32 protein-coding genes and 1 pseudogene are annotated in these 23,843 nt (G+C 35.6%); 23 read left to right on the top strand and 10 right to left on the bottom strand.

The window, feature by feature from the left end:
* Positions 1-8 precede the first annotated feature (8 nt).
* The 3 genes from tpx to ackA all read left to right on the top strand — a co-directional run bounded on the left by tpx (position 9) and on the right by ackA (position 3,186).
* Complete coding sequence (gene tpx, locus PSR14_RS24935) at positions 9-509, top strand: thiol peroxidase (RefSeq protein WP_000024528.1); 501 nt, start codon at positions 9-11, stop codon at positions 507-509.
* Positions 510-706: 197 nt separating this feature from the next.
* The gene (locus PSR14_RS24930) at positions 707-1,693 is read left to right on the top strand and encodes a class I SAM-dependent methyltransferase (protein ID WP_000084357.1); all 987 of its coding nucleotides are present in this window, start codon (positions 707-709) and stop codon (positions 1,691-1,693) included.
* Positions 1,694-1,992: 299 nt separating this feature from the next.
* Complete coding sequence (gene ackA / locus PSR14_RS24925; RefSeq protein ID WP_000034576.1) at positions 1,993-3,186, top strand: acetate kinase; 1,194 nt, start codon at positions 1,993-1,995, stop codon at positions 3,184-3,186.
* A 23-nt stretch (positions 3,187-3,209) separates the two neighbouring features.
* Here ackA and PSR14_RS24920 read toward each other — a convergent pair whose 3' ends face one another.
* Both PSR14_RS24920 and PSR14_RS24915 read right to left on the bottom strand, forming a co-directional pair.
* Positions 3,210-3,644, bottom strand: a complete 435-nt coding sequence (locus tag PSR14_RS24920; RefSeq protein WP_000283491.1) for an NUDIX hydrolase — start codon at positions 3,642-3,644, stop codon at positions 3,210-3,212.
* Positions 3,645-3,834: 190 nt separating this feature from the next.
* Positions 3,835-4,470, bottom strand: coding sequence for a DUF1796 family putative cysteine peptidase (locus PSR14_RS24915; RefSeq protein ID WP_001053723.1), 636 nt, complete (start codon positions 4,468-4,470; stop codon positions 3,835-3,837).
* A gap of 136 nt (positions 4,471-4,606) precedes the next feature.
* Here PSR14_RS24915 and PSR14_RS24910 point away from each other — a divergent pair, with 136 nt between their 5' ends.
* Positions 4,607-5,440, top strand: coding sequence for an EcsC family protein (locus tag PSR14_RS24910; RefSeq protein WP_001256869.1), 834 nt, complete (start codon positions 4,607-4,609; stop codon positions 5,438-5,440).
* Between the two features lie 31 nt (positions 5,441-5,471).
* Here PSR14_RS24910 and PSR14_RS24905 read toward each other — a convergent pair whose 3' ends face one another.
* Entirely contained in the window at positions 5,472-6,134 is a 663-nt protein-coding gene (locus PSR14_RS24905) for a YitT family protein (RefSeq protein WP_001244531.1), read from the bottom strand.
* A gap of 843 nt (positions 6,135-6,977) precedes the next feature.
* On the opposite strand from PSR14_RS24905, the gene PSR14_RS24900 reads away from it, so the two are divergent.
* Complete coding sequence (locus PSR14_RS24900; RefSeq protein WP_000910278.1) at positions 6,978-7,172, top strand: hypothetical protein; 195 nt, start codon at positions 6,978-6,980, stop codon at positions 7,170-7,172.
* A 28-nt stretch (positions 7,173-7,200) separates the two neighbouring features.
* Here the strand turns inward: PSR14_RS24900 and PSR14_RS24895 are convergent, their stop codons facing one another.
* A complete protein-coding gene (locus PSR14_RS24895; RefSeq protein ID WP_000417212.1) occupies positions 7,201-7,518 on the bottom strand; it encodes a hypothetical protein in 318 nt (105 codons plus the stop codon).
* Positions 7,519-7,684: 166 nt separating this feature from the next.
* On the opposite strand from PSR14_RS24895, the gene PSR14_RS24890 reads away from it, so the two are divergent.
* The 3 genes from PSR14_RS24890 (at position 7,685) to PSR14_RS24880 (ending at position 10,727) form a co-directional block, all read left to right on the top strand.
* Positions 7,685-8,890, top strand: a complete 1,206-nt coding sequence (locus PSR14_RS24890; protein WP_000412314.1) for an argininosuccinate synthase — start codon at positions 7,685-7,687, stop codon at positions 8,888-8,890.
* Entirely contained in the window at positions 8,887-10,275 is a 1,389-nt protein-coding gene (gene argH / locus PSR14_RS24885) for an argininosuccinate lyase (protein ID WP_061132056.1), read from the top strand. Before PSR14_RS24890 ends, argH begins: the two co-directional genes overlap by 4 nt.
* 98 nt (positions 10,276-10,373) lie before the next feature.
* The gene (locus PSR14_RS24880) at positions 10,374-10,727 is read left to right on the top strand and encodes a DUF3139 domain-containing protein (protein ID WP_000720046.1); all 354 of its coding nucleotides are present in this window, start codon (positions 10,374-10,376) and stop codon (positions 10,725-10,727) included.
* Between the two features lie 44 nt (positions 10,728-10,771).
* Here PSR14_RS24880 and PSR14_RS24875 read toward each other — a convergent pair whose 3' ends face one another.
* Entirely contained in the window at positions 10,772-10,951 is a 180-nt protein-coding gene (locus tag PSR14_RS24875; protein ID WP_000342760.1) for a hypothetical protein, read from the bottom strand.
* Between the two features lie 95 nt (positions 10,952-11,046).
* On the opposite strand from PSR14_RS24875, the gene PSR14_RS24870 reads away from it, so the two are divergent.
* Both PSR14_RS24870 and PSR14_RS24865 read left to right on the top strand, forming a co-directional pair.
* Complete coding sequence (locus PSR14_RS24870; protein WP_098487452.1) at positions 11,047-11,742, top strand: hypothetical protein; 696 nt, start codon at positions 11,047-11,049, stop codon at positions 11,740-11,742.
* Between the two features lie 77 nt (positions 11,743-11,819).
* Positions 11,820-12,491, top strand: coding sequence for a hypothetical protein (locus tag PSR14_RS24865; RefSeq protein ID WP_000052602.1), 672 nt, complete (start codon positions 11,820-11,822; stop codon positions 12,489-12,491).
* A 55-nt stretch (positions 12,492-12,546) separates the two neighbouring features.
* Here the strand turns inward: PSR14_RS24865 and PSR14_RS24860 are convergent, their stop codons facing one another.
* Positions 12,547-13,005 (bottom strand): universal stress protein, encoded by a 459-nt coding sequence (locus tag PSR14_RS24860; protein ID WP_001066673.1) that lies wholly within the window; start codon positions 13,003-13,005, stop codon positions 12,547-12,549.
* Positions 13,006-13,152: 147 nt separating this feature from the next.
* Here PSR14_RS24860 and PSR14_RS24855 point away from each other — a divergent pair, with 147 nt between their 5' ends.
* Complete coding sequence (locus tag PSR14_RS24855) at positions 13,153-13,944, top strand: SDR family oxidoreductase (protein WP_002163505.1); 792 nt, start codon at positions 13,153-13,155, stop codon at positions 13,942-13,944.
* A 213-nt stretch (positions 13,945-14,157) separates the two neighbouring features.
* The gene (ald, locus tag PSR14_RS24850) at positions 14,158-15,291 is read left to right on the top strand and encodes an alanine dehydrogenase (protein WP_001219405.1); all 1,134 of its coding nucleotides are present in this window, start codon (positions 14,158-14,160) and stop codon (positions 15,289-15,291) included.
* A 51-nt stretch (positions 15,292-15,342) separates the two neighbouring features.
* Here the strand turns inward: ald and PSR14_RS24845 are convergent, their stop codons facing one another.
* Together PSR14_RS24845 and PSR14_RS24840 are read right to left on the bottom strand one after the other, a co-directional pair.
* On the bottom strand, positions 15,343-15,768 hold the full coding sequence (locus PSR14_RS24845) for a hypothetical protein (protein ID WP_000799452.1): 426 nt from the start codon (positions 15,766-15,768) through the stop codon (positions 15,343-15,345).
* A complete protein-coding gene (locus tag PSR14_RS24840) occupies positions 15,765-15,980 on the bottom strand; it encodes a helix-turn-helix transcriptional regulator (RefSeq protein WP_000594782.1) in 216 nt (71 codons plus the stop codon). The genes PSR14_RS24845 and PSR14_RS24840 overlap by 4 nt, the downstream gene beginning before the upstream one ends.
* A gap of 179 nt (positions 15,981-16,159) precedes the next feature.
* On the opposite strand from PSR14_RS24840, the gene PSR14_RS24835 reads away from it, so the two are divergent.
* From PSR14_RS24835 to PSR14_RS24800, 8 genes and pseudogenes are all read left to right on the top strand, one after another.
* Positions 16,160-16,594: a hypothetical protein gene (locus tag PSR14_RS24835; RefSeq protein WP_073536126.1), complete on the top strand. Its 435-nt coding sequence runs from the start codon at positions 16,160-16,162 to the stop codon at positions 16,592-16,594.
* Between the two features lie 44 nt (positions 16,595-16,638).
* Positions 16,639-16,971, top strand: coding sequence for a cupin domain-containing protein (locus tag PSR14_RS24830; protein WP_000450943.1), 333 nt, complete (start codon positions 16,639-16,641; stop codon positions 16,969-16,971).
* Positions 16,968-17,756 (top strand): GNAT family N-acetyltransferase, encoded by a 789-nt coding sequence (locus PSR14_RS24825; protein ID WP_073536127.1) that lies wholly within the window; start codon positions 16,968-16,970, stop codon positions 17,754-17,756. The genes PSR14_RS24830 and PSR14_RS24825 overlap by 4 nt, the downstream gene beginning before the upstream one ends.
* A 2-nt stretch (positions 17,757-17,758) precedes the next feature.
* Entirely contained in the window at positions 17,759-18,103 is a 345-nt protein-coding gene (locus PSR14_RS24820) for a DUF6176 family protein (protein ID WP_001100205.1), read from the top strand.
* Between the two features lie 71 nt (positions 18,104-18,174).
* Positions 18,175-18,630, top strand: a complete 456-nt coding sequence (locus PSR14_RS24815; protein ID WP_001222927.1) for a GNAT family N-acetyltransferase — start codon at positions 18,175-18,177, stop codon at positions 18,628-18,630.
* Between the two features lie 138 nt (positions 18,631-18,768).
* Positions 18,769-18,961: pseudogene (locus tag PSR14_RS24810) on the top strand (hypothetical protein); the annotation flags it as partial.
* A gap of 63 nt (positions 18,962-19,024) precedes the next feature.
* Positions 19,025-19,231: a hypothetical protein gene (locus PSR14_RS24805; protein WP_001248905.1), complete on the top strand. Its 207-nt coding sequence runs from the start codon at positions 19,025-19,027 to the stop codon at positions 19,229-19,231.
* Positions 19,232-19,597, top strand: a complete 366-nt coding sequence (locus PSR14_RS24800) for a hypothetical protein (protein ID WP_073536128.1) — start codon at positions 19,232-19,234, stop codon at positions 19,595-19,597.
* A 30-nt stretch (positions 19,598-19,627) separates the two neighbouring features.
* On the opposite strand, the gene pepQ is transcribed toward PSR14_RS24800, so the two are convergent.
* Entirely contained in the window at positions 19,628-20,725 is a 1,098-nt protein-coding gene (pepQ, locus tag PSR14_RS24795; protein ID WP_000994042.1) for a Xaa-Pro dipeptidase, read from the bottom strand.
* A gap of 149 nt (positions 20,726-20,874) precedes the next feature.
* Here pepQ and PSR14_RS24790 point away from each other — a divergent pair, with 149 nt between their 5' ends.
* On the top strand, positions 20,875-21,558 hold the full coding sequence (locus PSR14_RS24790; RefSeq protein ID WP_000868938.1) for a metal-dependent hydrolase: 684 nt from the start codon (positions 20,875-20,877) through the stop codon (positions 21,556-21,558).
* 40 nt (positions 21,559-21,598) lie between these two features.
* On the opposite strand, the gene PSR14_RS24785 is transcribed toward PSR14_RS24790, so the two are convergent.
* Positions 21,599-21,760, bottom strand: coding sequence for a hypothetical protein (locus PSR14_RS24785; protein WP_000976310.1), 162 nt, complete (start codon positions 21,758-21,760; stop codon positions 21,599-21,601).
* Positions 21,761-22,004: 244 nt separating this feature from the next.
* Here PSR14_RS24785 and PSR14_RS24780 point away from each other — a divergent pair, with 244 nt between their 5' ends.
* Both PSR14_RS24780 and PSR14_RS24775 read left to right on the top strand, forming a co-directional pair.
* Positions 22,005-23,318, top strand: coding sequence for a CBS domain-containing protein (locus PSR14_RS24780; RefSeq protein WP_000201583.1), 1,314 nt, complete (start codon positions 22,005-22,007; stop codon positions 23,316-23,318).
* A gap of 198 nt (positions 23,319-23,516) precedes the next feature.
* A complete protein-coding gene (locus PSR14_RS24775) occupies positions 23,517-23,840 on the top strand; it encodes a hypothetical protein (RefSeq protein ID WP_000538208.1) in 324 nt (107 codons plus the stop codon).
* Positions 23,841-23,843: the final 3 nt, after the last annotated feature.

The raw sequence follows: 23,843 nt of genomic DNA, 5'->3' as shown, positions 1-23,843 counted from the left end.
ATTTTCAAGTGGCAAACGTAACTTTTAAAGGTAACCCAATGACTTTAGTTGGAACAGAAGTTAAAGTTGGCGATCAAGCGCCAAACTTCCAAGTGTTAGCAAATGACTTATCTCCAGTAAGTTTAGAAACATACAAAGGTGAAGTGAAATTAATTAGTGTTGTACCTTCTATCGACACAGGTGTATGTGATGCACAAACACGTCGTTTTAACCAAGATGCAGCAGGTATTGAAAACGCGAAAGTATTAACGATTAGCGCTGACTTACCATTCGCTCAAAAACGTTGGTGTGCAGCAAACGGTTTAGAAAATGTTGTTACACTTTCTGACCACCGTGACCTTTCATTCGGTGAAGCTTACGGCTTAGTAATGAAAGAGCTTCGTTTACTTGCTCGTGCAGTATTCGTAGTAGATAGCAATGACAAAGTAGTTTACGTAGAATACGTAAGCGAAGGTACAAGCCATCCAAACTATGAAGCAGCATTAGAAGCAGCAAAAGCTGCAAAATAATGTGAACGAAGATGACCTCTTTGTAAGAGGTCGTCTTCTCTCATATATTGCTATATGGAATCGATATACGAGAGAAGACGTTACATCATACATCACTAAAAAGGGAGCTCTTAAAAAGAGGTCGCTTTTTCTTTTGGGAAAAAATCAGATTATGGTATGATATAAGTTATGTGTAAAAGAGAGAAGGAGGAATGTACGTGAGTCAGACAGTAGAAACTTTATTTTCTATTTTTGATTCTTCTGCGGTAGTTTTACGTAAAGAATTAGATGTAACATATTTAGAGGCGCTTGTAGAAACAGGGGATAACTTGTTTGAAGGAGCGATTTTACAAGAGGAATTATCAGAATCAGCAATTGAAAGGCTGAATCGTGAATATAGTACGTTTAATGAAGAAACATATAAAGGTGAAGAAATTCGTAAAGCATTTCAGTTAGCCATCTTAAAAGGAATGAAGGAAGGCGTACAAGCGAATCACGAAATGACGCCTGATGCAGTTGGTATGTTCATGAGTTACTTATTCCATAAATTTATGAAGGGTCAAAATGAAATTACTGTGTTAGACCCTGCAATTGGAACAGGTAACTTGATGACGACAGTTTTCAATAGTGCTCAAGAAAACGTTACGATGAGTGGATTTGGTGTAGAAGTGGACGAAGTGCTAATTAAACTTGCTTTAGTAAATGCGAATTTACAAAAGCATGCAATCGAATTCTTCCATCAAGATGGACTAGCACCGCTTTATATCGATCCAGTTGATGCAGTCGTTTCAGACTTACCGGTTGGTTACTATCCAAATGAAATCGGTGCAAGTGAATATAAGTTAAAAGCAGATGAAGGAATGTCATATGCCCACCACCTATTTATTGAACAAAGTGTGAAGCATACGAAAGAAGGCGGATACTTATTCTTCCTAGTACCGAACTTCATTTTTGAAAGTGATCAAGCACCGAAATTACATGCATTTATTAAAGAAACATGCTTTATTCAGGGGTTATTACAGCTACCTGTTTCCATGTTTAAAAACGAGAAAAATGCAAAAAGTATATTTGTTCTCCAAAAGAAAGGTCCTAGTGTAACGATGCCAAAACAGGCGTTATTAGTGGAGTTACCTAAATTCTCCAACATGAAGGCGATGGAGGACATTATGGACCAATTAAATACTTGGTTTGCAACGCATAAATAAGGCTAGGTATATGTAACAGGGTTAGTAATTCATGTAGTACAGTTTTATATGATATGTCATATTTTTAAATATATACAAGATTTAACTGAATTTTTTTGAAATCTGTAATATATTTTTTTTCTTGGTGTTACAATTTTTTCACTTGAAATATATGTCGTACGATGTTTAAATTAAAATCGTGAGTATAAAATTTACTAATGATGAAACGTTTTCGTATTTAGTAAATTTGATCAGATAAAATCGAGCGGTTTGTGGAAACATCCACACAACTACCAAGAGAAAAAGGGGCGAAAGACTAGATGTCAAAAATCATCGCGATTAACGCAGGAAGCTCTTCCTTAAAATTCCAATTATTTGAAATGCCAAGTGAAACAGTATTAACAAAAGGTTTAGTAGAACGTATCGGTTTAGAAGATAGTATCTTCACTATTACTGTAGATGGCGAAAAACAAAAAGAAATTACAAACATTCCAGATCACGCAGTAGCAGTTAATATGCTTCTTAAAAAATTAACTGAAAACGGAATCGTTAAATCTCTAGATGAGATTGGCGGTATCGGTCACCGTGTTGTTCACGGCGGCGAAAAATTTGCTGACTCTGTTCTAATTACTGATGAAGTATTAGCTGATATCGAAGAATTAAGCGATTTAGCACCACTTCACAACCCAGCAAACGTTGTTGGTATTAAAGCATTCCAAGAAGTATTACCAAACGTACCAGCAGTAGCAGTATTCGATACAGCATTCCACCAAACAATGCCGGAATCTGCATTCCTATACAGCTTACCGTATGAGTACTACGAAAAGTTCGGTATCCGTAAATACGGTTTCCACGGAACTTCTCATAAATATGTAACTGAGCGTGCGGCTGAACTATTAGGTCGTCCACTTGAGAGCTTAAGCTTACTTTCTTGTCACTTAGGTAACGGTGCAAGTATCGCAGCAGTAGAAGGCGGTAAATCTATCGATACTTCTATGGGCTTCACTCCACTTGCTGGTGTAACAATGGGTACACGTTCTGGTAACATTGACCCTGCGTTAATTCCATACATCATGGAAAAAACAGGCCAAACAGTAGAAGAAGTAGTTAACGTATTAAACAAGAAGAGTGGTATGTTAGGTCTTACTGGTTACTCTAGTGACCTACGTGACATCATTGCGAAAGAAGAAGAAGGCGATCACCGTGCGAAAGTAGCACTTGATGTATTCGTAAGCCGTATCCACAAATACATCGGTTCTTACACTGCTCGTATGAAAGGTGTAGACGCAATCATCTTCACAGCTGGTGTAGGTGAAAACAGTGCGATTATTCGTGAACGCGTATTAGAAGGCCTTGAATACATGGGCGTATACTTCGATGCAAAACGCAATAACGTATTCGGTGAGGAAGCATTCATCAACTTCCCACATTCTCCAGTAAAAATTATTGTAATTCCAACTGACGAAGAAGTTATGATCGCTCGTGACGTACTACGTCTTGGAAACATCGGTTAATATATGAAAAGAAAGACGAGATCCTATAGGATTTCGTCTTTTTTCTTTTGGATATAGTTTAAAATTCCATCTGGATATAGTGCTTTTTTCTCCTGAATGAATGCTGTAATGGGAATCCACTTCGCATACGATACTGTTTGTTCATCTTGTATATTCAGTACTTCCATTCCATATAGTGACGTGTCTAATAAGCGTAAAGAATATAACTGAATGATTTCATGAGCAATTTCTCCATCAAGATGAAAGATGTTTTCTAAGCAACCTAAATAAGCAGTGATCTCCACTTCTGTATGAAGCTCTTCTTGAAATTCACGAATAACGGTATGTGCTGATTTTTCACCAAGTTCAATTGAACCGCCAAGAGGCCGGTAATATGTTTCATCGCCTGTATGATATTCTTGTACGAGAAGCCGCTCGTGATGTAAAGCAAGACCGAAAGCTTTTGCACGTGGATACATATACAATCACTCCTTATTTATCCCGCTTTAACGGGCAGTAAGACCCCCACCTCAAAATTCAGCGGAAGCAAAGAAGTTAGGTGGGGGTCGGGCTGTCCGTAAAAGTCCGATTGGTGAGGGCTGATTAAAGTTTCACTTTATTTTGTATAAGGATGATTATAATGTATTGCGTAATAAAAGTGTCGTGTATTTAAGAATGTGGTCGAATTACGATGCCATTAAATAAGTCATTCCAAAATGCTTCATTGTACTGAAATACATCCATAATAGGACATTTTATAACGCAAATATTTTGCAATCCCCAATCTTCTTCCGTAACAGTTGGTACATCTTCAGGAATGAGTAATAGGACAGAGAATGTATGTGTAACGATTTGAGATAAAATGTGTTCCAAGGAACGTGCTTCTTCGTATGTTCCTCCAGTTCGAATAAATAATATGGATTGTGCTGTGTCAATTGTTGTTAGAAAACGATTAATTCGGTGCTCATAATTTAACTTAATTTCTGTATAAGAAGGCCAAGAAGTTGGTGTGTTTACATCTGTTTTAAAGTCGTGGCAGGAGTCGATTTCGTATAGATTGTCCCGTAGTCTTAATTTCGCATCATCATCCCAAAATGAGATGAAGGATAAGTTTTCTAACTGTAAAAAACGGTCAAATCGATTTTGTAATAATATATTCACCTTTTCTAATGATGGGCTTAGCATAAAATCAATAACGCCAAAAAATGGTGATAATTTGAATTGATATAACGCCCAAGCAGGCCAGCAGTTTTGTCCTAAACTGAATACTGCATGATATTCTTTTTTTATATCGGATAGATTCATGTGATTTATCTCATCCTTTTTGTTAATATTTTATGTCACTAAAAGTGGTATGTGAATAAAGATAGACAAGCATATTTGCAAAGAATAAGCAGAAATATGTTACAATAGAAAAAAATCGAACGAGGTGGTTGTTACGATGCGATCGAAGCGAGAACAAGCCATTTTAGACAATATAAAAGAATGGGAATCGCAATTAGTTGAGCAAGAAGCGACTGATTTTCAAAAACTGTTTGATAAATGGGTACATAATACAATTGCGAAACTACCTGAGAAAAAACGAAAAGATTTCTTTACGAAAGCAGATGGATGGCTCTTTCATTTGCATGCATTGATTCAAAGTTCACAATCACAGTTAGAGGCGCGTAATCGTATTTTAGGAACATCGAGATTATTTGATGAATCGATTGAGCAACTAGAGGATTTAAAAGCATTATCTATCGATCAATTAACATACATAGCAGAGCAGCAAACAGCACGCCATCGCCTATATTCATTCGTACAAGGCGGAGCAACGGGTGCTGGAGGTTTATTATTATTAACAGCTGATTTTCCGGTTATGATTGCGTTAAATGTGAAGGCTGTCCAACTTATTGCAACGTCATTTGGGCATGATGTGAACAAGCCTTATGAAATGATGCTTGCGTTAAAGGTATTTCATGCGTCATTACTACCAGGAAGACTTCAGCAATACGCATGGTACAATTTACTGCAAGAGCTAGAACAAGAAGATTCCTTCTTCTACGAAGGAGATGAAGCGGTGTTACAACCAGCTTCGACTGAAATTATTTTAAAACAAATTTTGAAAACATTTTCGATTTATGCTCTTCGTCGTAAATTATTCCAAGGTATTCCGGTAATTGGAATGGCAATCGGGTCTACAGTGAATTATCGTTTAACAAGAAACGTTACTGAATTTGCAAATAGATTTTATCAAGTGCGCCACATAGTCGAGAAGGAAAAAAGAGCATAAAAAAAGCGAGAGGCCGAAGCCTTTCGCTTTTTTAATTTGTTGCATGCTTTTTGGACATTGGAATAGATACTGGCTGCTTTTCTTCTGCTTTTTCTGTTTTTGGATAATAAATTAAATCCAATGTTTTTGCCTGTACGGCAATCGAAAGAATAGTAAAAGCAATTTCTGTCCAATTTAAATAATATAATGAAAGCGCAAGAACAATCGCGTCAAAGACGAAGAAAATTTGCCCAATTGTAAAACGTGTTTTTTTACTTAATACAATTGTTAAAATATCGTCTCCACCGGTTGCACCGCCAAATCGCAATATAAAACCGAGTCCAATACCAGCTAACGCACCGCCAACTACTGCAGCTATAAATAAATTGTTTGATAAATCGACCGTAAATGGAGAATAATTTTCCATAAGAGAATAAAATACTCCGAATGAAATTGAACCTAAGAATGAATAGCCAACCATTTTTCTACCTAACAATGAAGCGCATAGTAGAATAATTGGGATATCCATCATTACAGTTGAAATAGATGGTGAAATATCATAAAAATTTTGGATGAATAGTGCGATACCTACAAAGCCACCTTCTGTTAAGTGGTTTTGGAAGTGAATGTGATATAGCGCTGCTGCTAAAATAAATGAACCGATTAAAACCATAAAAACTTCTTTAATAATTTGTCGACTTTGGATGTTCCTCATCGTTATTCCTTCTTTCCGTAGTTAGTAGTCCTTTTTTGTGTTGTAAACTAACTACGAGCTCACATGTAGCTTCAGTTAGTTTACGAAAAAACTAACTACGCTATATGTCGCTGAAGAAATAACGAATAATCCTCTCGTCCATCAATTCTCCCTACTTTCGTTTTAGTTTAAGTCTTAAAACGACTAAACAAAACGTGGAGTAGGATTCTTCATTTAGCAATCCTGCTCTTCTTTGTTTTGTTTAGCTAGTAACAATTAAGCCCTAAACAAAACGCTATGTGTAAGAAGAGTCTTTTTTTTGCCAAATTATCCTTCGGGCAATCATAATTTCCCCACTCTCGTATTTTTTTCGCTAGACTAAAGTATCTGAGCTGGAAAATACGCTACGTGTATGATTCGTCAATACGATGCCACATGCTCCTTCGAGCGATCATGATATCAAAATCCCTTCCTTCAAGATTTATATTATTATATCATACTTTCAAAAAATGTATGCGGATGGAAACCGACAATAAACGGAGGAAATCTACAAAAATTGTTATGTTTAAATATTTTTGTAGAAAAGCCTAAGTTATTTTGGAGAATTGGACCGTTTTTTTTAGTTTGTCCAATAAGTAAGAAAAGAAGAGTTTCTATTCAGTTGTATTTTTATCTTTAAAAAACGCATCCCAGCTAATCACACTTAAAAAAGTTAAAGCGATAATAACGAAAGCGCGCATAAGTGTAAGGCCTCCTTTTGTATATAGTATATGAATCATTTACTTTATAATGTGTCATTTTTTTACAAGTTTTAACTATTATGAGAGTATATTAATATAGATAGATGAAGAGGAGAGTGAGAATATGCTAAAAGACATGTTTAAAAGAAAAGAGTTAATATGCGTTTCATGTCAGAAAAAGATTCAATATGAAGAAGAGCTTGTTGCTTTTGTAAAGTTGCCGAAAGAAAGAAGTATATTAGTTGGTCCATTTGATGTGTGTTTGGCAAAAACAGCACAAGAAATATATTGTAAATCGTGTTACGACAAAAAAGCATGACCCAAAGTAATTGAGGGGCATGCTTTTTTTATTGGTGTGCTTTCCCCTCAGATACATTTTGAGTGAGTCGATACCAAAGCCAAAGGTCATTAATGATGGAAGCGAGATCGGCAATTTCTGAATTCAGTTTGCAAGAAATTTCGAAGTCTTCTTCGTTATTTAAATGATGCTGTTTTGCATTAATATAATGTTCGAGTTCTTTTATACGATCAGGAATCTTTCCGCGAACTTGTTCCCATTTTAATAAAATCGCATGTTGCATTTTTTCGGGGATATCTTCCCAGTCTTCTTGTAAATGCGGAATTTCAATTCCGAGATGTTCATCGTATAAGAAATACTTTTCCATAAGTTCACCCCCGTTTTCCTGCTTATATTGTACAAAAAAACAGAAAGAAGTTCGACGAAATTGTTTGAAAAAATTTGAAAATGACTCTTGATACATTTTGTAAAAGGTGTTAAAGTGTGAATTATTATAAAAGAAAATGAATATTTATTCTTTAGGGGGATGCAAAATGGAGAAGAAAAAAGTTGTATTAGCATATTCTGGAGGCCTTGATACTTCCGTTGCAATTAAATGGTTACAAGAGAAGAATTATGATATTATCGCGCTTTGTTTAGACTTAGGGGAAGGTAAAGACTTAGCATTTGTAAAAGAAAAGGCACTTTCAGTAGGTGCAATTAAATCATATATGATTGATGTTCAAGAAGAATTTGCAAACGAATATGCATTGATGGCGATGCAAGCGCACACGTTATATGAAGGGAAATACCCTCTCGTTTCAGCGTTATCTCGTCCACTTATCGCAAAGAAATTAGTAGAGATTGCAGAACAAGAAGGAGCGACTGCAGTGGCACACGGATGTACAGGGAAAGGGAATGATCAAGTTCGTTTTGAAGTTTCTATTCAAGCGTTAAATCCTTACTTAGAAGTGATTGCGCCTGTACGTGAATGGAAATGGTCACGTGAAGAAGAAATTGCCTATGCAAAAGAAAACGATGTACCAATTCCGATTAATTTAGACAGCCCATTTTCAATCGATCAAAACTTATGGGGACGCAGTAATGAATGTGGCATTTTAGAAGATCCATGGGCAGCACCGCCAGAAGATGCATATGAGATGACATTAGCATTAGAAGATACACCGAATAAACCAGAGTTTGTAGAAATCGGCTTTGAAGCAGGCGTACCGACGACTTTAAATGGTACTGCATACCCACTTTCAGAACTTATTAAAACGTTAAATGCACTTGCTGGAAAACATGGCGTTGGACGTATCGATCACGTAGAAAATCGTCTTGTCGGTATTAAATCGCGTGAAGTATACGAATGCCCAGCAGCAATGACATTAATTACGGCGCATAAAGAACTTGAAGATTTAACACTCGTAAAAGAAGTAGCACATTTTAAACCGATGATTGAGCAAAAAATAACAGAACTTATTTATAACGGTTTATGGTTCTCGCCTTTAAAACAAGCGCTGAATGCTTTCTTACAAGAAACGCAAAAGAATGTAACAGGCATGGTGCGTGTGAAATTATTTAAAGGTCATGCAATTGTAGAAGGACGTAAATCTGAGTACTCTTTATACGATGAAAAATTAGCAACGTATACTGCTCAGGATGAATTTAATCATGATGCAGCAGTTGGATTCATTTCATTATTCGGTTTACCGACGAAAGTATACAGCCAAGTGAATCAAAAGAAGGTGGAAGCGTGAGCAAACTTTGGGGCGGACGTTTTACAGAAGAAGCGGAAGCGTGGGTTGAAGAGTTCGGAGCATCCATCTCCTTCGATCAACAATTAGTAAATCAAGATATAAACGGGAGTATTGCGCACGTAACGATGCTAGCAAAGCAAGGCATCGTTACGAAAGAAGAAGCAGAGAAAATAAAGATAGGTCTTCAATATTTATTAGAAGAAGCGAAACAAAATAAATTGCATTTTTCCGTTGAAGCGGAAGACATTCATTTAAATATCGAAAAGATGTTAATTGAAAAAATCGGTGAAGTAGGCGGGAAACTTCATACTGGCCGAAGTCGTAACGATCAAGTAGCGACAGATATGCACTTATATTTAAATGAAAAAGTAGAGCATATTATAAAAGCTACAAAACAATTGCAAACTGTTCTTGTTCATCAAGCAGAAAATAATATTGAAACGATTATGCCTGGCTATACGCACTTACAGCGTGCCCAGCCAATTTCATTTGCGCATCATATTCTCGCTTATTTTTGGATGTTAGAGCGCGATGTGAATCGTTATGAAGATTCGTTAAAGCGTATTAACATTTCACCATTAGGAGCAGGAGCGTTAGCTGGGACAACATTCCCGATTGACCGAGAATATAGTGCGGGGCTTCTTGGATTTAATGGAATCTATGAAAATAGTTTAGATGCAGTAAGCGATCGCGATTTCATATTGGAGTTCCTCAGTAACTCATCTATGCTTATGATGCACTTATCACGCTTTTGCGAAGAACTTATTTTATGGAGTAGCCAAGAGTTTCAATTTATTGAAATGAGCGATCAATACGCAACGGGAAGCAGCATTATGCCGCAAAAGAAAAATCCAGATATGGCGGAACTTATTCGTGGTAAAACAGGCAGAGTGTACGGTAATTTATTTAGCTTACTTACAGTAATGAAAGGATTGCCGCTCGCTTACAATAAAGACTTGCAAGAAGATAAAGAAGGAATGTTTGATACAGTAAAAACAGTAGAAGGATGCCTTCATATTATGGCAGGCATGCTAGAGACGATGACTGTCAACAAAGAAAAAATGGGGCAAGCTGTAACGCAAGATTTCTCTAACGCAACAGAAATTGCTGACTACTTAGCAAACAAAGGACTACCATTCCGTCAAGCTCATGAAATTGTTGGAAAGCTAGTGCTGCACTGTACACAAAAAGGAATTTATTTAGTAGATGTACCACTTGAAACGTATAAAGAAATGAGCTCGTTATTTGAAGAAGATTTGTATGAAGTGCTGTCACCATATGCAGCTGTAAAGCGTCGTAACAGTGCTGGTGGAACAGGATTTGAACAGATTGAAAAGGCTTTGGAGAAGGCGAAGGGATTAACGAAAGAAGTTATCAAGAATTGAGTTAAAAAGTACGCCAGTCTGTTAAAGTCTGGCGTACTTTCTTTTTTACTAGTATTTAAGTTATGATATAGTAAAAAAGAATAATTTAGGGGAAGTCTATGAAAAAAATAATATTTATCGTTTTACTGTTAATTAGCTTAAGTGCAAATGTTAAAGTGTTTCTCCTAGACAAATATATCTTTGTTGGTGAACAAGTAAAGCGAGAGGAAGCGATTCTTGCAACGATGTGGCACTTGCAAGAAAAAGGATATAAAGAAAGTGATATTTTATATATAAAACCGGCCTTTTATAGCAAAATGGATTCTTATGGTATGAATGTACAGTTTAAAGATGAACCAAACGAATCATATACATATAGAGTTTTGAAAGATGCGAAAACCAATAAAGTAACTGTACACCAAGATAGCAATGAGCCAGGTGGTATGGGCGGGAAGCATCAAGAGCTTAAATAAAGAAAGAAAAACGACTGATGGCATTCGCCTGCAGTCGTTTTCTTTTAATCATACTTATGCCGATCTTCCGTAATTCGAATATACTCAATATCCATCAAATCTCTAAGCAATGCACCGTTACTTAGTTCAACTCCATGTTTCTCTTTAAAATGAGTACGAATCGTATCTAACATTTCGATTTCTTTCCCATTCACATCTAAAATAATACGTTCAGAATCATCCATGTAGCACCCTCCTTTTCTAAACATATATATTTTGTCCGTTTATTTCTAAAAAATGTATGTTAATGTAATGTTAGGAAATAAGAAAGGGATGGAAAATGAGACGTATTTATTTTATAGGGTTAATTTTGTATACGCTAATTGTATTGCACGTTGCATTCCCAAATATCTTTTCATTTGAGGATGTAGAAACAGTACATATCGGGATATTTATCTTTATTCTATTTGTAGTAGACTGCTGTATTTCGATATGGCTTTCGAAAAGAAAACATGTACAAGATAAAAAAGAAATGGAACGAAAAAAGAGAAAACGTTCATTTTGGATGATGACGTACTGTTTGTCTTTAGTGCTTACTGCTGTCTTTTTTAGTGAGTATATTCCAATAGAAAGATTAAATATTGGATTTGGAGCGTTCGTATTTGCATACTATTTTTTCATGCATTTTCTTCCTTATATGAAAGAAAAGCGAGGAGAAGAGGAAGATCCGCTTGTAGAAGAAGCGAGAGAACAAGAGCATAAGAGAATAGAAGAAGATATACAGAAACTTGGGGAACAAAAATGGTATTTGAAATCTAAAATTATATATGTTCTTTGCTTTATTACGCCGCCAATCGGTTATTTGTATGTATTCTGCCTTCGTAAAAAAATGACAGAAGATGCAAGGCAATCTTATTTAACAGTAGCTACGATTATGATGGCATTATGGTCTTTGAAGTTTCTTCCGCCTTATGTGTTGGCGATCGTTATTGTTGTTGTGGTTTGTTTTGTCTTTATAGTAAAGTATGTGAAATAAGTTGTAGTTATATAGACTACAGCTATATAATTATAATCGCAATAGTTTTATATAATGATATTAAAAGGAGATGCGGTATGAGTTTAATTAAATTAGTAACTAAAGCAGCCGCTAAAGTTACAGCAGAAGTAGTGGGCGGTGCGATAGAAGCAGTAGGAGAAGTTACGAACAGTAATTTCATAAAGGATGTTGGAAAAGGTGTTAATAAAGCTACTGTGAAAACTGGGGAAATCGTTGGGAATCTTGCTGATGGGACGTATGATGCTATAGGTGGTCTTATTACAGATGATAAACAGCAAGCGAAGCGAGGATACGAAGAAATACTTGGAACAGTTCAAGATACAGCAACGACAATTGGAAAAGGGATTGTACATGTTTCGGAAAAGGGAGTTGAAACTGTACAAGCAATAAGAGAAGGAGATACTGATAAAGCAATAGAAGCAGGGAAAGAATTAGCTAAAGTTGCAGCTGTAGGCGTCTTCTCAGTTGGAGTTATTGATATAGTTGATGGTGTGGATGGAATCGCCGACGGAGTAGAAGGTGATAGTGTAGCACAAGCATCAGCTCCAGAAGTAATGGATGCAGAATATACAGCGGAGGAAAACCCGAATACGCATCATGTAACACCCCATGAAAGAGTTTTACCTGACGGGAGAACAATATGGGTAGATGGTGATGGCGATACGAGTGTACATACACAAGGTGGCTGGGAACAGCATAATCCAGATTACAGAATTCCAAAAGTATAAATGAAAATAGGGTAAATAAGAGAAGCCTCTTATTTACCCTATTTATTTTTATAAATTAAAGCTCACCTTGCTCCTCATCACCACGAACAACAAGGACATCGCATTTCGCATAGCGAATAATATGTTCAGAGACGCTACCAATTAGGAAACGCTCAACAGCATTTAAACCAGTTGCACCACACATAATTAAATCTACTTTATGATTTGGAGCGATTTCTTTTGAAATTTTTGATTTAGGATTACCAAATTCTAATACAGTTTCAATTTTTTCAAGGCCAGCTTCAAGCGCAGTTTTTTTGTAGTCTTCTAATAAGTCTTCTGCAAATAGATTTGCACGTTCAGCAATTGCACGGCTATAAGCTTCTACTGCTGAGTATGCTTTTACATCAACGATATGAGCAATAGTTAATGTTGCATTGTTGCGTTTTGCGACTTGAATTGCTTTTTTAAAGGCTTTTTCTGCTTCTTTAGAACCATCCACCGCGATTAAAATATTTGTATATGTATTATTCATAGTAAATTCCTCCCAATCATTTTTATTACCGTTTACAACTTTATTATAAAACAAATTTTGGTAATGTGCTTGCCAGAAACGTTACAGAATTTCGAAAACTCTGTTTTGATTCATTTTAGTTGTAATTGGTGCGAGAACTTGTTACATATGAACTATAGCAATTTAAAAGGGGGCCGTTTTGTGAGACACGCGCTCATTACAGCCGGTACGAAAGGTTTAGGAAAGCAAGTAACAGAAAAATTATTGGCTAAAGGCTATTCAGTAACAGTAACATATCATAGCGATATCACGGCTATGGAAAAGATGAAAGAAACATATAAAAATATGGAAGAGCGTCTACAATTCGTGCAAGCGGATGTCACGAAAAAGGAAGATTTACATAAAATAGTAGAAGAAGCGATAAGCCGTTTTGGCAAAATCGATTTCTTAATTAATAATGCTGGTCCATATGTATTTGAACGAAAAAAGTTAGTCGATTATGAAGAAGATGAATGGAATGAAATGATTCAGGGTAATTTAACAGCGGTGTTTCATTTGTTGAAACTTGTCGTTCCGATTATGAGAAAACAGAACTTTGGCCGTATTATTAATTACGGATTTCAAGGGGCGGATAGCGCACCGGGATGGATTTATCGTTCAGCTTTTGCCGCAGCGAAAGTAGGACTTGTTTCATTAACGAAAACAGTGGCTTACGAAGAAGCTGAATATGGTATTACTGCAAACATGGTATGTCCTGGTGATATTATTGGTGAAATGAAAGAAGCGACGATTCAAGAAGCACGTCAGTTGAAAGAACGTAACACACCAGTTGGTAGATCTGGAACAGGTGAAGATATTGCAAGAACGATTGCGTTTTTATGTGAGGACGATTCCGATATGATTACCGGTACAATTATTGAAGTGACTGGTGCAGTTGATGTTATTCATAGACATCGATAGAGAAAAATAAAGAGAAGTTTCGAATAATTGGACAGTTTATCCTTTATGCAAAGAGGTGCGGATAATACTGTCCTTTAATATAAAATTAAATCTATCGGAAAACTTGTATTATTTTTTGTCAAATATTGAGATATTATGTTAAAATATAAGAGCGTAGAAAGCGCTTTAAAAAATGATTCAGGGGTCATTTCATAACTCAAGGGGGAACTAATAATGCGTATCGGTATTCCAACAGAAATTAAAAACAATGAAAACCGCGTGGCAATGACGCCAGCGGGAGCAGTACATTTAGTACAAAATGGTCATGAAGTTTTTGTTCAAAAAGGAGCAGGTTTAGGATCTGGCTTTACGGATGAAGAATACGTACAAGCTGGTGCGAAACTTGTTGAAACTGCTGAAGAAGCATGGAATCAAGATATGGTTATGAAGGTAAAAGAGCCAGTAGCAAGTGAATACGGTTATTTCCGTGAAGGTTTAATTTTATTCACATACTTACACTTAGCTCCAGAACCAGAATTAACAAAAGCATTAATTGATAACAAAGTTGTATCAATTGCATACGAAACAGTACAATTAGACAATCGTTCATTACCATTGCTTGCACCTATGAGTGAAGTAGCAGGTCGTATGTCTGCACAAATCGGTGCACAATTCCTTGAGAAAAACAAGGGTGGTAAAGGTATTTTACTTGCAGGCGTTCCAGGGGTAAAACGCGGCAAAGTAACAATTATCGGCGGTGGTCAAGCTGGTACAAACGCAGCGAAGATTGCAGTAGGTTTAGGTGCAGATGTAACAATCATCGACTTAAGTGCAGAACGTCTTCGTCAACTAGATGACATTTTCGGTAACCAAGTAAAAACGTTAATGTCTAATCCATACAACATCGCAGAAGCTGTAAAAGAATCTGATCTTGTTATTGGTGCAGTATTAATTCCAGGTGCAAAAGCGCCAAAACTTGTAACAGAAGAAATGATTCAATCAATGGAACCAGGTTCTGTCGTTGTAGATATCGCGATTGACCAAGGTGGTATTTTCGAAACAACTGACCGTATTACAACTCATGACAACCCAACTTACGAAAAACATGGCGTTGTTCATTATGCAGTTGCTAATATGCCAGGTGCGGTTCCACGTACATCAACTCTTGCATTAACAAATGTAACAGTACCATATGCAGTACAAATTGCGAACAAAGGCTACAAAGATGCTTGCTTAGGCAACACTGCATTACTAAAAGGTATTAACACATTAGATGGATACGTAACATTCGAAGCAGTTGCAGAAGCTCACGGTTTACAATACGCTGATGCGAAAGAGCTTCTTGAAAAAGCTCCTGCTTTATCATAATAGAAATACATGTAAGCCCCTCCTTTCGTAAGGAGGGGCTTTTTATTTGAGTTAATTATCTAGTTTCTTTACAATTTTCAATCCGAACATCATTGTAAAGAAAAGAATGCCGAACAAGTAATATAAGGCATACTCAACTCGTATCATCGAGTTTTTGTCAGTGATATATAAAATAAATAGTATCACAGAGCCGACTAAATGAGAGAGACCGAAAATTTGTGCCATAAGCTTTAAACTCATCTTCTCGATTCTTTCATCCATCTCAGGTAATGGATATTTCTCAGAAACGCTCTTTTTTTTCTTAAAGAATATTTTTTTCACTACTAATAGTATTAAATCTAAGAGTATGTATACACCAACGAATAGAAGGACAGAACTAATCTTTTCTTCGTCGTTACTATTGAAATAAAGTAATGATGATCCTAACAATAAAAGAGTAAGATGTGAAATGAACTTTTGATTAGAAGTATTTTTCATTCTTTTTCCTCCCCAGTTTTATCTAATTGAAATAAATCTTCTACTTTACAGTTGAAAAACTCACATAATTTCAATGCTAATTCTAAACTTGGGTTGTATTTGTTTTTTTCGATAGCGATGAGGGATTGTCTAGTGATTTGAACAGAGGAAGCTAATTGTTCTTGGGTGATGTCTCTAACGACGCGGAATTGTTTTACCCTATTTTTAATCAAATATACAAAGTCTCCTTTTTATAAATTTGTTACATTTATTATATCCATTTTTTGGTAATAAGTAAATGAAGCTTTACAAAAAGTAAACAAAACTTTACGTGAAATATAGCTTGTTATAATGTTATTTTTTGTGATAATTTGGAATTAAATGAAAAATGAAAGTCAAAAGAGGGGATTGGGTGGGGAGTAAAAAGAGGAAGAAAAAGCAGGCTAAGAGACAAAAGTATATAAAGAAAAAACAAGAACAGAACATACACATACCTATTTCAAAAAAAGTAGTCCTTATGATAGAAAAAACATTTCGGTATATTTGTATGGTTCTGTATGTAATTTTGTGTATGTATTCATTTGGAGTGTTTTACAGTTTTGAGATAACTCCTAATATTATTGAGAGTATTTTAGAATTTCTCCTTGTTGCAATAGAATTAGTTTTATTTTTTATATTATTTGATACAGTATGGCCTAGTCATGAAGGTAAGAAAGATAGGCAAAGAAAAATGAGCAAAAAATCTTCATACGCTTCAAGCTCATCAAGTGGATTCGGTGATTACAGTAGCAATGATTGTAGCAGCTCAAGTGATGGTGGAGGAGATTGCGGAGGTGGTGGAGACTAAGTTGATTTCTCAGAAGAGCGACTAATGAAAGGATGAGACGAAAGATGGAAACTGTGAACTTAATAGAATTAACAAAGGACATTCAAGAGCAACATAAAAACTTCGTCGTTTCAAATGTAAATAGTCATTGCTTACGAATCGCTGTGTTTACTGGTGAATATGATTGGCACTATCATTCTAATTCAGATGAATTATTTATTGTGTTAGAGGGAGAATTACTTATTGATTTTGAAGATGGAGAAACAGCGGTATTAAAGCCGAATGATTCTATTTTAATTCCAGCATGTACGATTCATAGAACGAGAGCATTAAAGAGAACGGTAAATCTTTGTTTTGAACATATAGAGGCGGATACGATTAAAGTGGAGCAATTATGAAAAAATTATCTGTAGCTGAGTATAGAAAAATCCTTCCGATTTTAGAAAGCCATACAAAAACGACGACGTTTGCTTATGCGGTATGTGATCAAGTGATAGATGGTGATGTTTTTGTAAACGAGAAGTTAACAGCAGGACTAATTCGTACAGCGAATGGCATTTATTATTTATTTGGTCATACTGATGATCAAAATTACAACGAAGATTTATTTTCTTTTATAAAAAAGGCTATTGAAAAAACAGAGAAGAGATTTACATTGTTCTCTTCGAGTGACGAGTGGGAAATGATGATAGAAGAACGTTTTAGTCATGTACTTCGAAACATCCCGCGAATGAAGTTTCAAAGCGTAATCTTTGAAGAGAGAAAACGAAATTGTAACAAAAATACATATGAAGTGAAGCGTATTGATAGAAGATATATAGAACGAAGCAGTGAATTTACAGAAGAGTACTACAAAGAATATTGGGGATCAAAAGAAACGTTTTTGAACGGTGGTTTTGGATTTTATATAGAACAAGATGGGATGATTGTAGCGGAATGTGTTTCAATATTTAATGGGAATGGATTTGTGGAAATTGATATTGCGACGCATAAAGCATATCAAGGGAAAGGATTAGCCCAAGCTGTCGCAACACGGTTTATTGAACATTGTATGCAAAATGATATTACACCGTGCTGGGATTGTTATGTAGACAATACTTCTTCGCGAAAATTAGCTAGCAAATTAAGTTTTCATAATCCAATAGAATATAGATTATTTGTACGGAAGAAAACGGGGGAATAAAAATGAATGTGGAATTAACGAGATTTAAAGTGAAGCCTGGTAAAAGTCATCGTGTAGATGAATGGATGCAGCTTCTGAATGACAATATGAAAGAAGTGCTTTTGACATTAAACGACGAAAAGATGTACGTTGAGACAATTTTCCGGGAAATAAGAGATGGAGAAGAGTACTTATATTGGTATTCTGTGCAAGGAGAAGGCGGGGCTCTTGTCGAAAATTCTCATCATGAAATTGATAAAAAGCATTTGGAATTTTGGTATGAATGTATTGATGAAGAAGCACCCTCTGTTGATATGAAAACAGAAGTCGTTATGATTCAAGATGTTGTGAAGGATGCGATGAAATAATAGATTGGTATTTTGTAACCGTAAAATGGTCATCTTTTTGGTTGAATATACATTATTGGAGATGCTGTAGGATGAGAATTAGTAATAAATATATCACTCTCGATGAAATAGAAGTAATAAGAGAACCTTTAAATAAATTGCATGAATATCATAATAATACATCAAAACATTTTTCTGGTGACTATCCAAGAATGTCATTTGAGGAACGTATTGAAAATTATAAACAAAATTCAAAGTACGGAGAGTATAGAATTGAATTATTAGTTGAGACGGAAACAGATAATATATTAGGATGTTGTATAGCATATAGCAAAAGTGTAAACGGAAAGATTGAAGTTTTATTCGTTGATGAAAAACACCGAGGAAACGGATTTGGTTTGAAATTAATGAATAGTGCAGTGGAATGGTTTAAAGCGAAGAAGATAGATGAAATTGAATTAACAGTAGTGTACGGAAATGAAGCTGTATCGTTTTATGAAAAGCTGGGGTTTTATCCTCGTTCAATTATTATGGAAACTAAGTCATAACGATAGTATGGAGAGAGATGAGTGAGAGTCTTTATTTCAAAAAAGTGATTTATATGTTAATAAAATATATGTGAAGGGCGCATCAAAATAGATGTGCTTTTTATTATGATAAAAATGTAGAAAAGCTGTATTTGGATATCTTTAAGTGAAAATAAAAGTGGGATATTAAGAATCTTTTAGGACAGACTATAAAGAAATAAAAAACAGAAAACCAAAAGACCTACCAATATAAGGTGTAGTTGTAACAGGTAAAACAGAGGATTTACAAAGTTTACAAGGAGCGCCATATATTAAAGCGGCTGTTAGAGGTGTAACAGTTGAGAAATATTAATTACAGTCTATTAATGTGAATAATCAGAAAATTTATGTTATACTATATGAAAAGGAGGTTTATATGAGGCAAATACATGGAGCAATTTATATTTACATAACAATGTTTTTCGTGGCGATATCTTATGGATTAGGGCACGTGTATTCGCATCCTATACTAACTTTTTTAAGCGGAGCATGTATGGCGTTTGCGCTTCTTGTCCACCTTTTCTCAGTTTGGATCGTGAAATTTCAATTAAATATTAGTGAAATAGAAGAAGGCACTTTTTAAGTGGCCTTCTTTTTCATTAGTATTTTCTTTTTAGGAAGCTGCTCGATTTGGTATGTTACTTTTTCTAGCGAGAGCAAAAGTTGGACGGGACAATATAAAGGCCATATTAAGGATGACAGTGAAGATGGAATGTTTACATTTCAGTATAAGGGCGGAGATGGAAATACAGAATTTAAAAATTTAGAGATTGCTATTAATGGAGCCTTTAGCACAATGACACAAACGTCAAAAAATCATAAAGGAGCAAAGATTGAAATGAAGTCTTCTTGTGTAAGTTGTGCGCCTCTATCTAAAGATGAACCGATAGAGATTGTGATTAAATGGGATGATAAGTATGAAGAGAAGATGGTGTTAAAGCGGAAATAGAAAAAGGCAGCACTCACGCTGCCTTTTTTATTATTTTACAAATTGTAATTCTTTCGGGAATTTCGTTAAAATTTCTGATCCGTCTTTTGTGATATAAATATCATCTTCAATACGAACGCCACCTACGTTTGGTACGTAAATACCTGGCTCGATTGTGAAGACCATACCTTCTTTTAATGGAGATTCGTTACCAGCTTTTACATCTGGATATTCGTGTACGCTAATTCCTAGTCCGTGACCAAGGCGGTGCGGGAAGAAGTCGCCGTAACCTGCATCTGCGATAACAGAACGAGCAGCGTTGTCGATTGCACCAAGTGTAACACCTGGTTTACATGCTTCAACTGCTTGTAGTTGTCCAGCAAGTACAGTGTTGTAAATACGAGTTTGTTCTTCAGAAATGTCGCCAAATGCCACTGTACGTGTAATGTCAGAGCAATAGCCGTCAATGATTACGCCTAAATCAAATAGTACGAAATCGCCGCGTTTCATTTTGTTTGCACCTGGAATACCGTGTGGAAGAGCAGAGTTTGCACCTGCTAATACCATCGTATCAAATGACATTTTATGTATGCCTTTTGTTTTTAATTCGTGTTCAATAATTGCTAATACTTCTAGTTCGCTACGATCTTCTTTAATTGCATTTACACCAACCTCAACAGCATAGTCTGCCATTTTAGCTGCTTCGCGTAAAATAGAAAGTTCTTTTTCGTCTTTAATTAAACGAAGTTCACGAACTTTTTCCTCAGCTGACGTGAAAGCTGCATTTGGGAATAATTTTGTTAATTCTTCGTAGCGCTCTACGTTTAAATGTTCTTTTTCAATTGCAACTGCATTTGCATTGATACCGCGGTCTTTAATTGCTTTTGCAATCATATCCCATGGTCTGTCAGTATCAGTAAATCCGATAATTTCATGTGCCCAGCCAGCGTTACGTGCTTGGCCTTCTTCCATTTTAGGGCAAATTAAAATAGGTTCTTTTTCTTGGAATACAAACATACCAAGAAGTCTTTCGTGTGGTTCACAGTGGAAGTTTGTCATGTAGAAGACGTTCGGTGTAGAAGTTAAGAACGCAGCTTCAACGTTTTTTTCTTTTAGCCATTGCATTAAATTTTCTAATCTAGCATTCATCGATTGGCACCCCCGAGATATTTAATTACAAATATAACTTTAACTCGGAAGAAAGCGTTATGACAAGTAAATCGATGTTAGAAAAGACAGGGAATTGAAAAATCATGTAGAATAAAAAGTGAGAATGTAATAAGGGGAGGAATGTAATAATGAAAGTATCTTATCACGGGCATTCAGTTGTAAAGATTGAAACGAATGGAAAAGTAATTTTAATTGATCCGTTTTTAACAGGAAATCCCAAAACAGATTTAAAGGCTGAAGATGTAAAAGTAGATGCGATTCTTTTATCACACGGTCATGGTGATCATGTTGGAGATACAGTAGAACTTGCGAAGAAAAATAATGCAGTTGTAGTGGCACCATTTGAACTAGCGACATTTTTAAGTTGGCAAGGTGTAAAAACACATCCGATGCATATTGGTGGTTCACATGAATTTGACTTCGGAAAAGTGAAGTTTACACAAGCATTCCACGGCTCTAGTTATATTGATGAAGAAAATAAGACGATTACATATACAGGTATGCCAGCGGGTATTTTATTTACAGCAGAAGAGAAGACTTTGTACCATGCAGGGGATACTGCTCTATTCTCTGATATGAAATTAATTGGGGAATTAAATAACATTGATGTAGCATTTTTACCAATTGGTGATAATTTCACAATGGGACCAGAAGATGCTGTTTTAGCAGCAAAATGGGTTCAGGCGAAAACTGTTGTACCGATGCATTACAATACGTTCCCGGTTATTGAACAAGATCCATATCAATTTGTAGAAAAGCTACAAAATTGTACAGGGAAAGTATTAGAAGCTGGAGAAAGTATTACACTATAGAAAAGAAACCCTTCATTTGAAAAGACAAGTGAAGGGTTTTTTACGTGTGTAGGACAGCTTGTAAAGGTTGTACTTGTTTTGATGATTCTTTTCTTTTTGGAAGTGGCTGTTCAGGTGTTTCATTCAATTCCATTGCAACTTTTTTCCCGTCTACGAAAGCTAACAATACAGCACCTACAACTTCTAATAATTTTTTCATCATGTATCCGCTCCTTTGTTTCATTTCTTGTCTTCATTGTATATGGAAGTGGCTGGACAAACTATCGAACGAGATGACAATACCATTACATTGTTGTAATAGAAGAAGTGGTGTAATGTAAGGTGTATTTTGTTGTAAAAAAAATAGTACAGATATACAAAGAGAGAGTGTAACAGTTTTGAAAATATAGTATACTGAAAATACAACACATGAAGAATTTAGGGAAAAGAAAGTATGGTGAAACCATTTGGCTACCAAGCATAACCAAATTTTAGAACATATTAATAGCCTGCCAGTAGGGCATAAAATTTCTGTAAGGCAAATTGCAAAAGATTTGAGTGTAAGTGAAGGTACAGCTTATCGTGCAATTAAAGATGCAGAAAATAAAGGGTATGTTAGTACGATTGAACGTGTCGGAACAATTCGAATTGAACAAAAGAAGAAAGAAAATATTGAAAAGCTGACATATGCAGAAGTCGTTAACATTGTCGATGGTCAAGTACTTGGAGGCAGAGAAGGACTACATAAAACGTTAAATAAATTCGTAATCGGAGCAATGAAATTAGAAGCGATGATGCGCTATACAGAAGCTGGAAACTTACTTATTGTCGGTAATCGTACGAACGCACATCAATTAGCGTTAGAAACCGGAGCTGCGGTGTTAATTACGGGCGGATTTGATACGGAAGATCATGTGAAGAAATTAGCAGATGAATTAAAACTGCCGATTATTTCAAGTAGTTACGATACATTTACAGTTGCAACGTTAATTAACCGTGCGATTTACGATCAGCTTATTAAGAAAGAAATTGTACTCGTTGAAGATATTTTAACGCCAATTGAAGAAACGTTATATTTAAAGCCAGATGATACAGTGCAGCAATGGCATGCGTATAACGAAGAGACGATGCACGGAAGATATCCGATTGTTGATGAAAATAAAAAGGTGTTAGGTATTGTAACTTCAAAAGATATGATCGGTGTAGCGAAAGAAACACCAATTGATAAAGTGATGACAAAGCATCCGATTACGGTAAATGGAAAAATGTCTGTCGCAGCTGCGGCGCGTATGATGGTGTGGGAAGGTATTGAGTTACTTCCAGTTGTTGATGAAGGAAATAAGTTGCAAGGTATTATTAGCCGTCAAGATGTACTTCAGGCGTTGCAAATGATTCAGCGTCAACCGCAAGTCGGTGAAACAATCGATGATATTGTAACGAATCAATTTATGACGCCGAAAGAAGCGAAAAATGAGCATCTATATCAATTTTCAGTGACACCGCAAATGACGAATTCAATCGGAACGCTATCTTACGGTGTATTCGCAACGATTGTGACAGAAGCAACGAATCGCGTTATTCGTGCGCAAAAGAAGAGCGATTTAATTGTTGAGAACTTAACAATTTATTTCGTAAAACCAGTTCAAATTGACAATGTTGTATCGGTTCATCCGAAAGTATTAGAAATAGGACGTAAATTTGGTAAGGTTGATGTAGAAGTACATCATGAAGGTAATGTTGTTGGGAAAGCATTACTTATGGTGCAATTGATCGATAAATAAAAAGATGGAGCAAGCCGCTTTGGTTTGTTCCATTTTTTTTAAGAAGGTATAGTAGAGCTTTTTAAAATTTAGTTATCAACTGAATCTATTATGTTTTGAATTGCAAAAGAAAAAGGTAAATTACGTTCTGTTTCATATTTATAAATAGAAGCGTGCAATCATTTGAAGATGCTTGAACAATAATTGTGGAGGTGTCGAATGGGAGTAATAATTCTCTTTTTAGGGGTAGTATTTGCAATAACTTTTCATGTGTTAACACATCGAAGAATGGATATAAAGAAAAAGAAATTGTATGTAGTAAGTTTGATTTTCGCTATTGTTTGTTCCTTTATCTCTACAGCTGGAGAAAATAAGGGCGATTTTCTATACTTTGGTGTACCAGCTGAAACATTTGTTTATTATGGTGGATGGGAAATATCTTTTAATCCATTAGGCTTTTTCTTTAACTTTATTTTGTTTTATTGGATTTTGAAGCTGTTATTTAAGCTGCGTAAGAGTTTGGGTAGTGAAGTGCAAAAATAGCAG

Origin of the sequence: Bacillus sp. A01H (genome assembly GCF_045277205.1) — a bacterium.
Classification (GTDB): domain Bacteria; phylum Bacillota; class Bacilli; order Bacillales; family Bacillaceae_G; genus Bacillus_A; species Bacillus_A paranthracis.
The sequence above is the reverse complement of the archived record's forward strand: the minus strand, read 5'-3'. Positions and strand labels throughout refer to the sequence as shown.

Bases quoted from the DNA above. Each gene is read 5' to 3' on its own strand.
- ackA (WP_000034576.1), top strand. From the start codon at position 1,993: ATGTCAAAAATCATCGCGATTAACGCAGGAAGCTCTTCCTTAAAATTC.
- PSR14_RS24920 (WP_000283491.1), bottom strand. From the start codon at position 3,644: ATGTATCCACGTGCAAAAGCTTTCGGTCTTGCTTTACATCACGAGCGG.
- PSR14_RS24915 (WP_001053723.1), bottom strand. From the start codon at position 4,470: ATGAATCTATCCGATATAAAAAAAGAATATCATGCAGTATTCAGTTTA.
- PSR14_RS24910 (WP_001256869.1), top strand. From the start codon at position 4,607: ATGCGATCGAAGCGAGAACAAGCCATTTTAGACAATATAAAAGAATGG.
- PSR14_RS24905 (WP_001244531.1), bottom strand. From the start codon at position 6,134: ATGAGGAACATCCAAAGTCGACAAATTATTAAAGAAGTTTTTATGGTT.
- PSR14_RS24900 (WP_000910278.1), top strand. From the start codon at position 6,978: ATGCTAAAAGACATGTTTAAAAGAAAAGAGTTAATATGCGTTTCATGT.
- PSR14_RS24895 (WP_000417212.1), bottom strand. From the start codon at position 7,518: ATGGAAAAGTATTTCTTATACGATGAACATCTCGGAATTGAAATTCCG.
- PSR14_RS24890 (WP_000412314.1), top strand. From the start codon at position 7,685: ATGGAGAAGAAAAAAGTTGTATTAGCATATTCTGGAGGCCTTGATACT.
- PSR14_RS24880 (WP_000720046.1), top strand. From the start codon at position 10,374: ATGAAAAAAATAATATTTATCGTTTTACTGTTAATTAGCTTAAGTGCA.
- PSR14_RS24875 (WP_000342760.1), bottom strand. From the start codon at position 10,951: ATGGATGATTCTGAACGTATTATTTTAGATGTGAATGGGAAAGAAATC.
- PSR14_RS24870 (WP_098487452.1), top strand. From the start codon at position 11,047: ATGAGACGTATTTATTTTATAGGGTTAATTTTGTATACGCTAATTGTA.
- PSR14_RS24865 (WP_000052602.1), top strand. From the start codon at position 11,820: ATGAGTTTAATTAAATTAGTAACTAAAGCAGCCGCTAAAGTTACAGCA.
- PSR14_RS24860 (WP_001066673.1), bottom strand. From the start codon at position 13,005: ATGAATAATACATATACAAATATTTTAATCGCGGTGGATGGTTCTAAA.
- PSR14_RS24855 (WP_002163505.1), top strand. From the start codon at position 13,153: ATGAACTATAGCAATTTAAAAGGGGGCCGTTTTGTGAGACACGCGCTC.
- ald (WP_001219405.1), top strand. From the start codon at position 14,158: ATGCGTATCGGTATTCCAACAGAAATTAAAAACAATGAAAACCGCGTG.
- PSR14_RS24845 (WP_000799452.1), bottom strand. From the start codon at position 15,768: ATGAAAAATACTTCTAATCAAAAGTTCATTTCACATCTTACTCTTTTA.
- PSR14_RS24830 (WP_000450943.1), top strand. From the start codon at position 16,639: ATGGAAACTGTGAACTTAATAGAATTAACAAAGGACATTCAAGAGCAA.
- PSR14_RS24825 (WP_073536127.1), top strand. From the start codon at position 16,968: ATGAAAAAATTATCTGTAGCTGAGTATAGAAAAATCCTTCCGATTTTA.
- PSR14_RS24820 (WP_001100205.1), top strand. From the start codon at position 17,759: ATGAATGTGGAATTAACGAGATTTAAAGTGAAGCCTGGTAAAAGTCAT.
- PSR14_RS24815 (WP_001222927.1), top strand. From the start codon at position 18,175: ATGAGAATTAGTAATAAATATATCACTCTCGATGAAATAGAAGTAATA.
- PSR14_RS24805 (WP_001248905.1), top strand. From the start codon at position 19,025: ATGAGGCAAATACATGGAGCAATTTATATTTACATAACAATGTTTTTC.
- pepQ (WP_000994042.1), bottom strand. From the start codon at position 20,725: ATGAATGCTAGATTAGAAAATTTAATGCAATGGCTAAAAGAAAAAAAC.
- PSR14_RS24790 (WP_000868938.1), top strand. From the start codon at position 20,875: ATGAAAGTATCTTATCACGGGCATTCAGTTGTAAAGATTGAAACGAAT.
- PSR14_RS24785 (WP_000976310.1), bottom strand. From the start codon at position 21,760: ATGATGAAAAAATTATTAGAAGTTGTAGGTGCTGTATTGTTAGCTTTC.
- PSR14_RS24775 (WP_000538208.1), top strand. From the start codon at position 23,517: ATGGGAGTAATAATTCTCTTTTTAGGGGTAGTATTTGCAATAACTTTT.